Here is a 14,985-nt window from a genome sequence, read left to right as displayed (position 1 = left end):
AAATTTTCAGTTTGATTTAATTTCTTATTAAAAGTACTGTTGATGTAATCAATAATGAAGCTACCGAAACATAAATAGAGGCTCTATTATCAAGTGTAGACGTTTTAATTGCCGAACTATTTGGCTCTACATACACAATGTCATTTTGAGTCAAATAGTAAACAGGTGAACTGAGTGCCTCCTTTTCTGTTAAATTAATTCTTGTATACACTTTAGTTCCGTCAAAATCTCTAATTACCATAACATTTTCACGCTTACCCTTAATAGTTAAATCCCCAGCAAAACCTAAAGCTTCCATAATAGTGATTCGCTCACCATCAACAGGGTATGTTCCAGGTCTATTAACCTCTCCCAAAATAGACACACTAAAATTACGCAACCTTATATTAATGATAGGATCTTTTAGGTAATCTGAAAGTTTCCCTCTTAACAGCAATCTAACTTCTTCCCCAGATAGTCCAGCTATTTTAACTTTGCCAATAACCGGAAAATCTATTTCTCCATCTTTATCTATTAAATAATCAACTTGTTCTGGTCTCACACCTCCTTCTGAACCACCTCTAAATAAATTAAACGGTGCACTTGCCTCGCTATCTAATGTGGATACATAAATGCTTACTAAATCATCAACCTTGAACTTAGGCGTAAAACTATTTTTATCTACCAAAGTTTCAAAATCTCCTGTATTTTGGAAATACACAACTTCTTTTCTCGTAGCACAAGAAGATAATAGTACAACCGAAACGATTAAAAGAGGAATAGTACTTTTTAAGGACCTAAAAATATTAATTGAACTCATTTTATTTATGGACATAGTGTTTGTAATTTTGATGCAATGATAGCAAATTAAAAGCTTATAGAACTTTTTTAAGCGGATGATTCTTAGTCTTGTTTTCTTTCTTCTTATCTAATAGACATAGTTCTGAGTTATTTGAAATAAATTCTGGAACTATCTCTTTCATTAAACTAACCGTACTTTCATTGAAGAACATATTGGACACACAAAGCTCATCAATTTTAGATCTAACTAAGGTATAATCAAGTTCCCTGGTTTTACCTATCATGATTTTTTTGTGGTATGTGGGCAAAGTGTTTTCGCCATTTGCCAATAATTCTTCGTACAATTTTTCACCCGGACGCAAACCTGTAATTTTTATATCAATATCTTCAGGATACTTAAGTCCGGAAAGTTTAATCATATTCTTAGCCAAATCGAATATCTTAACCGACTCACCCATGTCAAATATGAAAATTTCACCACCATCACCCATTGCTCCTGCTTCTAAAACAAGCTGAGAAGCTTCTGGTATAGTCATAAAAAACCTAGTGACATTTTCGTGAGTAACTGTTAAAGGACCTCCTTTATCAATTTGCTTCTTGAAAAGCGGAATAACAGAACCGTTAGACCCTAATACATTACCAAAACGTGTAGTAATAAATTTAGTTCTTCCTTTCTGCTGCATGCAGCTAATATACATCTCTGCAATTCTCTTGGTCGCCCCCATAACGTTTGTAGGGTTAACCGCCTTATCTGTAGAAATGAAGATAAATTTATCTACATTATGAGCTATAGACAAATCCGCGACTACTTTTGTTCCCGCTACATTTATTTTAATAGCTTCGTACGCGTTATATTCCATTAATGGCACATGCTTGTACGCTGCAGCATGAAAAACAACATTAGGTTTATATTCTTGAAAAAGATTATTTAATCTATTCTTGTCCCTAACATCTCCTACAATAGGCATGAAATTATGGAACCCATTTTGCTTCAATTCTTGCTGTAAATCATATAAGGCAGATTCAGATTGATCTATAACAATAAGTGACTTATAATTATATGTACATACTTGACGTACAATTTCACTACCTATGGAACCTGCCCCACCCGTAACAAGTACAACTTTATCCCTAACTTGCTCAGAAATTTTAGAGTTTTTAATATTAATAGGAGCCCTATCCAATAAATCCTCTATTTGAATCTGTTTAATTTGTGAAACCTTAAGTTCTCCATTAATCCATTGCTCTACAGGAGGAACAATTTTCACCTGAACGGGAAAATCAACCAACCCTTCAACTAATACACTAAGGCCTTTAGGGTCTATATTTTGAATTGAGAATATTACTTCAGAAATACTATTTTTTAGAATGAATTCCCTATTAAGTATATCTTTATGAAAGACTTTCACCCCATTTATCTGTTTCCCTACTTTCTTCTCGTCTTCATCTATATATCCCACAACCCTCACCCTACTCTTCGTATGGTTTACAAGTGCACTTTGTGTTAGTATTCCTGACTCACCAGCACCAAAAATCAATACATTTTTATTTACCTTAAAGTCACGAGCCATAAAATTGGTATAAAGCGACTTAAATACGTAACGAGAAGCTGTAAGAGCTACAAAACTCAACAAACTATGTATAATAATAATACCTAATGGAACTGTGAAATTTTCAAAAACCCCTAGTTCACGATTAAACAGAACCATAGATATCAGTAAAATACTAGATAGACAAATAGCATTGAATATATTATAAACATCCCTGACACCTGTGTGTCTCACCACACCTTTATAAGACCCTGTAAAAACAAAGGAAGCCAATGCAATTAAAGAAATAATTGGTAATTGGACGAATAACTTATCAATATCAAAGTCTAAGGTGAGGTTAAACCGTATGATGTACGATAACACAAAAGAAACAGCTATCATTACCACATCTATAGCCAAAACAAGCCATTTAGATGCGTACTTATGAGCATTATTAATTAGGTATTCTTTTATCATCAGATTAAATTTTGGTTAGAATAAGCTCCACTATTCTTTCTAAATCGGCTTGTGAAAGATTAGAGCCACTAGGCAAACATAGTCCTCGATTAAAAAGGTCTTCAGATGTACCATCACTATAGTGAGGGAATTTAGCAAAAACCGGTTGCAAATGCATTGGCTTCCACAAAGGTCTTGATTCAACATCGTCTTCCAGAAGAGCAAGACGTATTTTTTCTCTAATCGCAAAAGAAGGTGTCAAAATGCAGGTCAACCATCTATTGCTGTAATATGCATTCGATTCTTCTAAAAACTCTATTTCCGGAAGATGCGCAAGATGCTTTTTATAGAAATCGAAATTAAATCTTCTTTGATTAACTCGATTTTGTAGTACTTCCATTTGACCACGACCAATACCTGCAAGGATATTACTCATCCTATAATTATATCCCACAGAGGAATGCTGGTAATGGGGTGCATCATCCCTGGCCTGAGTTGCTAAAAAAACTGCTTTTTTCTTAACAGTTTCTTCTTGAGCTATCAAAGCGCCGCCCCCAGAAGTTGTTATAATCTTATTTCCATTAAAGGATAAAATTCCTATTGTGCCAAAAGTACCGCACTTTTCATTCTTAAAACTACTTCCGAGTGCTTCTGCACTATCTTCAACTACAGGGATATCGTACTTCTTAGAAACCTGAGTGATTTCTTCTACTTTATAGGGCATACCATATAAGTGAACGGCTACAATTGCTTTTGGTTTTTTGCCGTTTGAAATTCTATCTTTTATAGCTTTCTCAAGTAATTCTGGAGAAATATTCCAAGTATCCTTTTCACTATCTACAAAAATAGGTGTTGCACCGAGGTACATAATAGGATTGGCTGATGCAGAAAAAGTAAAACTTTGACAGATTACTTCATCTCCTTTAGTTACACCTAACAGTTCCAATGCCAAATGAATGGCAGCCGTACCTGAACTAAGTGCTGCTACATGGACATTACCTCCTACAAACTGATTTATAGATTTTTCAAAGTTATCTACATTAGGTCCCAATGGAGCAACCCAATTGGTATCAAAGGCCTCTTGAACATATTTTTGTTCACCCCCACCCATATGCGGTGAAGACAGCCATATCTTATCTCTAGTAATAGTTTTCAATTAAAATTGGTTTTTAGTTCTTTTTCGTTTGGGGGTTGCCTAGGTTTTTCATAACCGACGGCCAAACATATAAATATAATCTAAAAATTACTAAAAAGTTCTTTTTGATTACAGAATACAAAACTAAACCCTAACATTTAAACACTTAATTAATTTTGTTGTACGCCTCAAAAATTCGGCTAATAGCACTAACATCATAAACTATCAATTCAGCTTAGATTACCATAACTACGTTATAAACCAAAAAATAGATTTGATTTTCAAACCTTAACCACTCCTACAAGCGGGTAAAAATTGTACTAAAAACTAAAAATCAAATACTTATACCAAAAAAAAGAAGGAGCAAATCTATTTTTTTCGATTGCTCCTTAATTTATCACTTTAAACAGATTAGATTCTATTATAATCTTTAAAATCTTTATGTTCTTTTTTGTACAACTCTTCTTCGGGTAATGATTTGAAGTATTCATACGTCTTTTTCATTCCTTCTGATCTAGACACTTTAGGCTCCCAGCCTAAAATATCTTTAGCTTTTGAAATATCTGGTTGTCGCTGCATTGGATCATCTTGCGGTAATGCTTTGTATATTACTTTTTGATCTGTACCCGTCAACTTTACGATTTCCTCCGCAAAATCTTTAATCGTAATCTCATGGGGATTACCAATGTTTACTGGCATTGGATAATCGCTAAGTAAGAGTCGATAAATCCCTTCCACTTCATCATCTACATAACAAAATGAACGAGTTTGGCTTCCGTCTCCAAATACGGTCAAATCTTCACCTCTTAACGCCTGACCAATAAATGCAGGTATTACCCTACCGTCATTTAAACGCATTCTAGGCCCATACGTATTAAAAATTCTCACAATACGGGTTTCTAAACCATGAAAACGATGATAAGCCATTGTAATTGACTCCTGAAACCTTTTTGCTTCATCATACACACCTCTTGGTCCAATAGTGTTTACATTACCATAATACTCTTCTGTCTGAGGGTGAACTAAAGGGTCTCCGTATATTTCCGAAGTAGACGCGATTAGTATTCTGGCATTCTTAACTTTCGCCAAGCCCAAAAGATTATGAGTTCCCAATGCACCCACCTTTAAAGTCTGAATTGGGATTTTCAAATAATCAATAGGACTGGCAGGCGAGGCAAAATGTAAAATATAATCCAACTTCCCTGGAACACTTACAAATTTAGTGACGTCATGGTGGTAAAATTCAAAATTCTCTAACTTGAACAAATGCTCAATATTGCGTAAATCACCAGTTATAAGGTTATCCATGGCAATAACATAGTAACCTTCTTTTATGAACCGGTCACACAAGTGAGAACCTAAGAAACCCGCTGCCCCAGTAATCAGTATTTTCTTCATTTCTTACATTTAGTCATCCGTTTAGTCAGCGCCAGAGACTTCTGTACTGAGAACCCGGAATAATTTATGAATAGTTTGGTGTAATAATTTCCACGAATATAAATACAATGGTTTAAACAAAAGGTTATTTTTTATCAAAAAGCTATGAACTTCAAATATAATAAGATGAAAGGCTCATAGTCTTATTCAACATCTTCTTCGTATATAATTTCGTACAATTAGTGATTATCAACAATTACAGTCTTTATAAATTGTAATATTTCCTAATATTAATAGTAAGACATCGTTAAATAACCGCCTGTTTGAACACATAATCTTGAATTAAATCTTTTTAGACGAAAAAATGTAAGGTAGTTTTGAGTTATTTAGTAATCTTTGCAACCTAATAAAATGAACCCAGTCATGAAAAAAGTAAATAAAATATGCTGCATTGGAGCAGGATATGTAGGTGGACCAACAATGTCCGTTATTGCTAGCCAATGTCCTGAAATTACCGTAACGGTTGTAGACATTAACCAAGCTAGAATTGACCAATGGAATGATTCTGACCTAGACAATTTACCGGTTTACGAACCAGGACTTAAAGAAATTGTGGAAAGGACAAGAGGTAAAAACCTTTTTTTCTCCACTGAAGTAGATAAAGCTATAGACGAAGCCGAAATTATTTTCATATCGGTAAATACGCCAACAAAAACATACGGAAAAGGAAAAGGACAAGCTGCAGATTTAAAATTTGTTGAGCTCTGTGCTCGAAATATTGCCAAAGTAGCCAAAAGTGATAAGATAGTGGTAGAAAAATCTACTTTACCAGTTAGAACTGCTAGTGCAATAAAAAGTATTTTAGAGAATACAGGTAACGGGGTCAAGTTTGAAATACTATCCAACCCTGAATTTTTAGCAGAAGGAACAGCTGTTGAAGACCTTTTAAAGGCGGATCGTGTATTAATTGGTGGCGATGAAACCCCATCAGGTCAAGAGGCCAAAGACACCTTGAGTTCAATTTATGCCCATTGGCTGCCAAAAGAACGCATACTACAAACCAATGTTTGGTCTTCAGAACTGTCCAAATTAGTTGCCAATGCATTTTTGGCGCAAAGAGTTTCTTCCATTAATGCTATTTCGGCCTTGTGTGAGCGAACAGATGCAAATGTTGCAGAAGTTTCAAGAGCAATCGGAACTGATAGTCGAATTGGACCAAAATTCCTTAATGCCTCAGTAGGTTTTGGTGGATCTTGCTTTCAAAAAGACATTTTAAACCTAGTTTATATTTCAAGAAGTTTTGGTTTAAATGAGGTTGCAGACTATTGGGAGCAGGTAATTATAATGAACGATTACCAAAAAAGACGATTTGCCGAAAATATAATATCTACTTTATATAATACCGTTTCTGGCAAAAAAATAGTCTTCTTTGGATGGGCGTTTAAGAAAGACACTAATGACACCAGAGAATCAGCAGCTATTAACATAGCAGATGCCTTGTTAGAGGAAAAAGCGGAAATCGTAGTTTACGACCCAAAAGTATCGGCAGACCGAATCTACGCAGATTTAGATTACCTAGAAACTAGGTCTCCAGAGGAAAACAGAAAACTTTTGACTGTAGTTACCGACCCTATGGATGCGGTACAAGATGCCCATGCTATTGCAATTTTAACAGAATGGGATGAATTTAAAGCCTATTCTTGGGAAACCATATTCAAAAAAATGTTGAAACCAGCTTTCGTATTTGATGGTCGTCGTTTATTATCAAAAGAAGATATGGAAGCAAAAGGCTTTCAATATTATAAAATAGGACAATCATGAAAATTCTTGTCACCGGCGCAGCTGGCTTTATAGGATATCATCTCTGTGAAAAACTGCTTAAAAAAGGATACGAAGTTATAGGGCTTGACAACGTGAACGACTATTATGATGTAAACCTTAAATATGCTCGCTTAAAACAATTAGGTATCAATCAAAGTGATGCCAAGATTTTCAACGAAAAATGTTTCGGTTCTATTTATGGTGAAAAATTTGCTTTCGTTCGCATGAACTTGGAGGACAGAGAAGCATTGCCTCTACTTTTCAAAAATGAAAAAATTAACAGGGTATGTAATTTAGCAGCTCAAGCTGGTGTTCGTTACAGCATAGAAAACCCCGAAACTTATATCGATAGTAACATTGTTGGTTATTTGAATCTGCTGGAATGTTGCAGACATAATAAAATAGAGCATCTAGTTTACGCTAGTAGTTCTAGTGTTTATGGTTTGAACGAAAAAATACCTTTTTCTACATCAGATAGTGTGGACCATCCAATAAGCCTTTACGCAGCAAGCAAAAAAAGCAATGAATTGATGGCGCATACCTATAGTCATTTGTTCAATATTCCAACAACGGGACTTCGTTTCTTCACTGTTTACGGACCTTGGGGAAGACCGGATATGGCCTTGTTTCTTTTTACTGATGCTATAGCGAATGGAAATCCCATAAAAGTTTTCAACCACGGCAAGATGGAAAGAGACTTTACCTACGTGGACGATATAGTTGAAGGTGTTGTACGCATACTTACGAAATCTACAGAAAATCGTGATTTGTATAAAGTATACAATATTGGCAATAACGATGCAGTAAAACTCAACGACTTTATTGAAGCTATTGAATCTAGTATGGGGCAAAAAGCAGAGAAAGAGCTTATGCCGATGCAACCTGGAGATGTTGAACGTACTTGGGCCGATGTAGATGATTTGATTAGAGACTATGATTACCAACCCAATACATCAGTCAAGAATGGAGTTCAAAAATTTGTGGAATGGTATAGCGATTATTACGCATAAGAGCATATTTTATTTTTCCACCTATAGACAAATAAAAGGCTCGATATTAAATATCGAGCCTTTTACTTTAAATGATGAACAGCTGCACATACATACCAGTAACAGCTTCATCCATTACTTTTTAAAAAGTGTATTTTCATTTGTATAAAATCTATTTTTATACAATGCTTTTTTATTGTTAGGTCTATGGGGATACTGCCAAAGTGTCTCCAAAAAAGCATCCCAATCTGAGTAAGATTCAAGTTCATTAATAGGACCCAAGGGATTCGATAAAATCTCCAAGGTAATCACACCTGTTTTCTGAACTCCGCCTATAATCCAATTGATTTTCTCATTCCTTACTTCAAAGTCCCCTATTTCTACAGGTAACTTTTGCGGTTCCGCATCCAATAGGTTTATTTTAGCATCCACATAAAAGGCAGTAATAAGGGACCTTAAAGACCAAAGACAACTACCTGCCCCAGAATACGAATTAAGAATGCTCAAGTCGTCCGAATAAAAGCCTTGAGTCACCTTTCCTCCGGAAACAGCTTCATTCGAAATAAAATAAGACCAAGTATAATCCAATGCCCGTAAGGCTTCTCCAGAAGATACTACTTCTTGATTTAACAATGAGCCAGCAATAATTGGCGATGGAGCAGCCATTCGATAACAAACACTGCGCCCCATCATAGGAAAACCCTTTGACCCGAAAAAATGTTTAAAAAACTCGGAAAAATCTGCATTGGTCTTAATAATAAATTCCGAATGGAAATCTGGATGCATTTGGTTCATCCAAAATAAACAATACTGTATAGCCCATGCATTGTAATAATCCGGAGGAGCTTCACCATCCTTGAACCACCCATTACCTATATAATCTTTTTTTAAATAACGTTCAAATTTTTTATTAGCGAATTCTACGTCTTCTTGCTCGATCATACCGAGGGCCTCTAAAGATTTTACTACCATCACTGGAAATAAGTTCCAATTATTATCCCCATGGGTTTTTCCTCTAATCTCCATTAACCACCTATAAATTTGTCTCTTTTCGTCTTCATCAAATGTATTCCAGATAAAATCTTTTGAAATCCAAAGCCCTAAAGCAATATCTGCAGCCTCAGCCATTTTTTGATCGCGATTCCCTATTTGCCCCCAATACTCTTTTGATACTGGATCGGTCCCTATTAACACCGCATTCCTTAACTGTTCAGAAACATTAATTAATTGATCATCAATAAAAATCGAAGCATTTTGGGTGTTCAAAATATATGAGCATCCTAAGGGAAAGAATCGGGCAAAACCTTCTAAAGCATTAATACTTTGACCGCCACCACTAAATTCCCCTGGATAATAAACCAAAGCCCCATTCTTAGACTTATACTCCTGATACCCTTTAAAGAAATACTTAAATAACTCTTTAAACCGTTCACGCGGAGAATACGAAAGCGTATCAAGAAAAATAGTTTTAACTTCTTTATCATAAGACTCTGCATTTTCAAAAGTCGATATATTGTTTTCCCAATTATCAACTTTAACCCTTTGTAATCGCCAATAGTAAACTGATACACCTAATAAAAGAATGACTAAAAAAAGTATAAGATTTTTTTTTTTCTTTCGCATTATCTAAATAATTATTAATCAAGGATGACTTTTGTACTACCAATGAGACCAATGATAATCAAAATTGAACCCTACCTATTCCCACTAACAAACTACTAAATTCCTAAAATTATTGTTAATAAAGCTTGTTACCTATAAAAAATCCTCTTAGCAAAAACCCGTCTATCTCTTAAATGAAATATGCACAGATAATAAACCATTAAAACATAGTGGTCAAACTAAAAAAACCAACACTCTTAACACACATATTATCCAAGTTTCTGTTTTAATCGTTTAACAATCTTAGATTCCTCTTTTTTCCTTAGAAAAATGCAGCTACGTACAGATAAAAAAGTAATAACGTTAAAAAAATGTGCATTTCAACGATTTTTTCATCTTTTCAACGTCCAACAAGCTGAATACATACGTACCACCTTCGATGAAAATTAAATAACACATTAAATTAACGTAGTTCACCGATTTATTTTATTCTTTTGTCGGTGTTTAATAACGTTTTTTAACTAAAGCCCAAAAATTGGTTGCTTTCAAATTGACATTCAATCTGACACTTATGAATCTTTCTAACCCCACTAGTACCAAATGCACAATTGTACTTATATCCATTCTTACACTTTTCTCCTGTTCCAAGGATACAGAATTACTAGAAAGCTACTTGGATGGTTCAGCACCTATAAACGGTAACGTTTTAGGTGTAAATGATTTTTATAAAGTCGGTGAAAATGGCAGAATAACTATGGATGTTCTAGCAAATGATAGATTCACAAACTCTAATAATGTTAAAATCATTAGCACATCCAACCCCACCAATGGATATGTCATTGTTAACGAAGATAATACTATTACTTACGTTTTAGGAGACGGAACCGCTCAAGAGGAGGCCGAAGCAGCTGAAGCTGAGATACGGGCGCGAGAAAAAGCAGAAGCTGCAGCAGAACAGGATGCGGAAGTACAGGCTCAAGCAGATCAAGACGCTAAGGAAAAAGCCGAAGCGGAGGCACAAGCTCAAGCGGAACAAGAAGCTAAAGAAAAGGCCGAAGCGGAGGCACAGGCTCAAGCGGAACAAGAAGCTAAGGAAAAAGCGGAAGCTGAAGCACAGACCCAGGCAGAACAAGACGCTAAGGAAAAAGCGGAAGCAGAGGCACTAGCAGAACAGGACGCTAAAGAAAAAGCTGAGGCAGAGGCACAGGCAGAACAAGACGCTAAAGAAAAAGCGGAAGCAGAGGCTCAGGCAGAACAGGACGCTAAAGAAAAAGCTGAAGCAGAGGAAGAAGCTCGAAGAAAAGCCGAAGCCGAAGCTGCTGCTCAAGAAGAAGTGGATGACTCCTTTACTTATACTACAGAGACGACGGATGAAGATGGTAACGTAACAACAGAAGAGGTAACCGTAACTGTTACGGCAAAAGCCTTTAGTGAATTAAAAGCCTTTCCAACAGCAGAAGGGTTTGGAAAAAATGCAACCGGGGGACGTGGTGGAATTATAGTAGAAGTCACTAATCTGAATGATTCTGGCCCAGGTAGTCTGCGATATGCATTAGAAGAAATAAGGGTTCCGCGAACTATTATTTTTAAAGTTGGCGGTACTATTAATGCTAAATCCAATTTGCCAATATATAGTGGAAGAGGTGATGTTACGATAGCGGGGCAAACAGCTCCTGGTGGAGGAATACTTATAAAAAACGGATCCTTAAGCATCCAAGCTGATAATGTAATTGTACGACATTTACGATTTAGAATGAATTCAAGTACAAACCCTCAAGATGGTCATAATATGGATGGCATTAGGGTTAGATCCAGCAATAAATCAGTAAAAATAAAAAATATTATCATTGACCATTGCTCAGTTTCATGGGCGCTGGATGAAAATATTTCTGTTAAAAATGCAGAAAATGTTACAATTCAAAATACGTTAATTGGTGAAAGTACTAGAGCTACTCTTCTTTCTCGAGTAAAAAACGTATCAATACTGAATAACTTGTTTAGTTTAAATAGTAGTCGAAACGTTTTGGCCAATTTAATTTCCCATAGCGATTTTACTTTTGAGCAAGTTAACAACATAGTCTACGGCTTCAAATGGGCAACTTCAGGAACAGATGGAATGGCTTTTAGTGTTATTGGAAATAGATATAAACTGTCAAATGATTTTCAAACTTCAACAAAGTATCCAATTACACTAACTCCTCCTGATCCAGAGAATGAGGATAGCGGAGATATCAAGCAGACACATGCATACTTAGCGGATAATATTATCGATTCTGAATTAACTGGAATATATAGACAAGAACTGGGTCCGTATTTATTTTCTTCGCCAAAGTCAAAATCTTCTTATAGGCCTACTAGTGCTTCAAAGCTGGATAATAAATTATTGTCTTATGTAGGAGCTAGTTTACCCAAAAGAGATGCTGTTGATGAACGCCTAATAAATCACTATAAAAACGGAAGTGGAACTACAAATAGCAGTAGTTCATTTCCAAATATAAGTGGTGGTACAGCCTATAAAGATAGTGACAAAGACGGAATAGCTGATGATTGGGAAAAAAGCCATGGACTTAACCCTAATGATATTAAGGACGGAAATAAAGATAAAAACAATGATGGCTACACTAATCTTGAGGATTTTCTGTATTACTTAGCCAATTAAATTATTTGACAATTACAAAGTATAGTTAAATAGGAAAAAATAGCGGGAATGTACTCCCGCTATTTTATGTTGATATAATAAGTTAATTTTCAAATAACTAACTTTATTTTTTTTCTCAAAAGGTAATATTTTAAATAAAACTCAGTTAGTATAGATTGTATGCGTGATTTAAATGTAAAAATGGTTACAAATTCATCTTTAAAAAATCTTGTTAAATTCCAATCTAAAGAGTATTGAGAAAAATAACGTATAATAATTACTCATATACAAACTATGCTGAAAAGATTATTTTTTATTGCGATTGTTGCGGCCTCTTTGTTTTATGGCGTTATGATAGGGAAATATAGAGTTTTTCCATATGAACAAATCAAGAGTTTTCAAGATTTATCGGAAAAGGAAACCATAAATCCTTTGCAAGATATTGTATATTCAAAAAATGACCTGGAAGAACTCATATCTGCAAAAACCAATACCATAGATTCTTTGAGAAATGTTTTAACTAATGAAATATTTGGGTCAGAAATATTACCCACATCTGTTCCAGATACAATTTTCAATACAAAAGACGAGTACTTTACAAGTATAGAAAATCTACTTGAAATTGAACAGTTCGAAATAGAGCAAAGTTATGGGGTGGAATCTATTGGTTATATATTTCACCCTTCGACATCTAACAATAGACTTATAATTTATCATCAAGGCCATAGTGGAGGTTTTAACCTTGGGAAAAGTACAATTCAATATTTTCTAGAAAAAGGGTTTACCATTTATGCTCTAGCAATGCCGCTTAAGGGCAAAAATAATCAACCTGTTATTGAGGTGAAGAAATTAGGGAAAATTCATGTAGAAAATCACGAGGAGCTTAAGTATTTAAAGAAGCCATTACAATTTTTTATAGCCCCAGTAATTACAATGCTCAATTATGCTGAAAACTTTAATTTTCAAGATATCTCTATGATAGGCCTGAGCGGGGGGGGATGGACGACTACTTTAACTGCCGCAATGGATACACGAATAAATTATAGCTTTCCGGTAGCTGGAACCTACCCGATGTTTATTAGATATCAAAAACCGTCTAAAAATTATGGGGATTTTGAGCAAACTAATGTTGACCTTTATCAAAAGGTAAATTATCTAGACATGTACATTATGGGGGCCACAGGGAAAAATCGTTACCAGTTTCAAATACTCAACAGATATGACTCATGTTGCTTTGAAGGTGATGATTATAAAAAATACGTGGATTTTATTTCAGAAAAAGTTAGTGAATTTGACAACGGTAAGTTTCTTTTTTATTCTGATACCAGTCATAAAGAGCACAAAATATCCGATGTAGCGTTAGAACAAATAAATGAAGCCTTGCATGATGGAAGTCGCAATTAGTTTAAACAAATATAGCGGTATTTCGTACTTTTTTTAGATTGAGTTTCATGTACTTCAAACAAACAGGTTACTTTAATTTTTTATTAAAACATAATTGGATATAGATTTAAGTATGCAATTTAAATTCGTATGTTTCACAACCGATAATTCCCACACCGCACCTATTAAAATTAATATTTAGTTTATTTTTAACTTAATTTGCATCCGATTTAAACAATCGAGAATATTTAATAATCGTAACACAATCTAAATGTCTTTTGAAAATTTACAATTATCGCCCGATTATAAAATTTTAGTGACAGGAGGTGCTGGTTTTATTGGGTCAAACCTGTGTGAAGCATTGTTGGATAATGGAAATACTGTTGTTTGCCTTGATAATTTCGCAACTGGTAAACGAGAGAATATCGCCCCTTTTCTATCCAATTCAAATTTTAAATTAATCGAAGGGGATATTAGAAATCTACAAATATGTCATGAAGCATGTGAAAACGTAGATTTTGTCCTACATGAAGCAGCTCTCGGTTCTGTTCCTCGATCAATTAATGACCCAATTACAAGTAATGACGTCAATGTTTCAGGATTTTTAAATATGCTGGTCGCAGCTCGTAATTCAAAAGTCAAACGTTTTATATATGCAGCTAGCTCATCAACATATGGTGATTCCAAGTCTATGCCAAAAGTTGAAGATATCATCGGAAAACCTCTTTCCCCATATGCAATTACGAAGTATGTAAATGAACTTTACGCTTCAATCTTTAGCTCTACATATCGATTAGAAACCATTGGTCTCAGGTATTTTAATGTTTTCGGCCAAAGACAGGACCCAAATGGCGCCTATGCCGCAGTAATTCCAAAATTTACAATGCAGCTTATGGATCACGAATCCCCTGTTATCAATGGTGATGGAAGTTTTTCTCGAGATTTTACATACATTGACAATGTGGTGCAGATGAATATAAGAGCTATTCTTGCACAAGGAGAAGCTGCAATTAATACGGTTTACAATGTAGCCTTTGGTGAAAGAACAGATTTAAATGAATTGATAACATTACTAAAATCATATTTAAGTAAATACGATCCGGAAATAGCCAATGTTGATATTACCTACGGGCCTGAAAGAAAAGGAGATGTACCACACTCTTTAGCTTCCATAGAAAAATCTAAAGAATTATTAGGATACGCACCTCAATTTGATATAAAAGAAGGGTTAAAAAATGCCGTTGATTGGTATTGGAACAACCTTAAAAAATAAAA

10 protein-coding genes are annotated in these 14,985 nt (G+C 34.9%); 5 read left to right on the top strand and 5 right to left on the bottom strand.

Annotation, left to right across the window (positions count from 1 at the left end; genetic code table 11):
• Nucleotides 1-16 precede the first annotated feature (16 nt).
• The 4 genes from IWC72_RS14505 to IWC72_RS14490 form a co-directional block, all read right to left on the bottom strand.
• Nucleotides 17-814, bottom strand: a complete 798-nt coding sequence (locus IWC72_RS14505) for a polysaccharide biosynthesis/export family protein (protein WP_226968055.1) — start codon at nucleotides 812-814, stop codon at nucleotides 17-19.
• A 40-nt stretch (nucleotides 815-854) separates the two neighbouring features.
• Nucleotides 855-2,786 (bottom strand): polysaccharide biosynthesis protein, encoded by a 1,932-nt coding sequence (locus IWC72_RS14500; protein ID WP_194530256.1) that lies wholly within the window; start codon nucleotides 2,784-2,786, stop codon nucleotides 855-857.
• A gap of 4 nt (nucleotides 2,787-2,790) precedes the next feature.
• Nucleotides 2,791-3,876 (bottom strand): DegT/DnrJ/EryC1/StrS family aminotransferase, encoded by a 1,086-nt coding sequence (locus tag IWC72_RS14495; protein WP_194528176.1) that lies wholly within the window; start codon nucleotides 3,874-3,876, stop codon nucleotides 2,791-2,793.
• Between the two features lie 435 nt (nucleotides 3,877-4,311).
• Nucleotides 4,312-5,298: a UDP-glucuronic acid decarboxylase family protein gene (locus IWC72_RS14490; protein WP_194526872.1), complete on the bottom strand. Its 987-nt coding sequence runs from the start codon at nucleotides 5,296-5,298 to the stop codon at nucleotides 4,312-4,314.
• 402 nt (nucleotides 5,299-5,700) lie between these two features.
• Between IWC72_RS14490 and IWC72_RS14485 the strand changes: the two genes are divergently transcribed.
• Both IWC72_RS14485 and IWC72_RS14480 read left to right on the top strand, forming a co-directional pair.
• A complete protein-coding gene (locus IWC72_RS14485) occupies nucleotides 5,701-7,098 on the top strand; it encodes a nucleotide sugar dehydrogenase (RefSeq protein ID WP_194526871.1) in 1,398 nt (465 codons plus the stop codon).
• Entirely contained in the window at nucleotides 7,095-8,108 is a 1,014-nt protein-coding gene (locus IWC72_RS14480) for an NAD-dependent epimerase (RefSeq protein ID WP_194530255.1), read from the top strand. Before IWC72_RS14485 ends, IWC72_RS14480 begins: the two co-directional genes overlap by 4 nt.
• A gap of 114 nt (nucleotides 8,109-8,222) precedes the next feature.
• Here the strand turns inward: IWC72_RS14480 and IWC72_RS14475 are convergent, their stop codons facing one another.
• Nucleotides 8,223-9,710: a DUF2264 domain-containing protein gene (locus tag IWC72_RS14475; RefSeq protein ID WP_194530254.1), complete on the bottom strand. Its 1,488-nt coding sequence runs from the start codon at nucleotides 9,708-9,710 to the stop codon at nucleotides 8,223-8,225.
• A gap of 550 nt (nucleotides 9,711-10,260) precedes the next feature.
• Here IWC72_RS14475 and IWC72_RS14470 point away from each other — a divergent pair.
• The 3 genes from IWC72_RS14470 (at nucleotide 10,261) to IWC72_RS14460 (ending at nucleotide 14,983) form a co-directional block, all read left to right on the top strand.
• Entirely contained in the window at nucleotides 10,261-12,348 is a 2,088-nt protein-coding gene (locus tag IWC72_RS14470) for an Ig-like domain-containing protein (RefSeq protein ID WP_194530253.1), read from the top strand.
• A 273-nt stretch (nucleotides 12,349-12,621) separates the two neighbouring features.
• Entirely contained in the window at nucleotides 12,622-13,731 is a 1,110-nt protein-coding gene (locus IWC72_RS14465) for a hypothetical protein (RefSeq protein WP_194530252.1), read from the top strand.
• Between the two features lie 250 nt (nucleotides 13,732-13,981).
• Nucleotides 13,982-14,983, top strand: coding sequence for an SDR family oxidoreductase (locus IWC72_RS14460; RefSeq protein WP_194530251.1), 1,002 nt, complete (start codon nucleotides 13,982-13,984; stop codon nucleotides 14,981-14,983).
• Nucleotides 14,984-14,985 lie beyond the last annotated feature (2 nt).

Source organism: Zobellia roscoffensis (assembly GCF_015330165.1).
Lineage (GTDB): Bacteria > Bacteroidota > Bacteroidia > Flavobacteriales > Flavobacteriaceae > Zobellia > Zobellia roscoffensis.
This window is presented reverse-complemented; position numbering and strand designations above follow the sequence as displayed.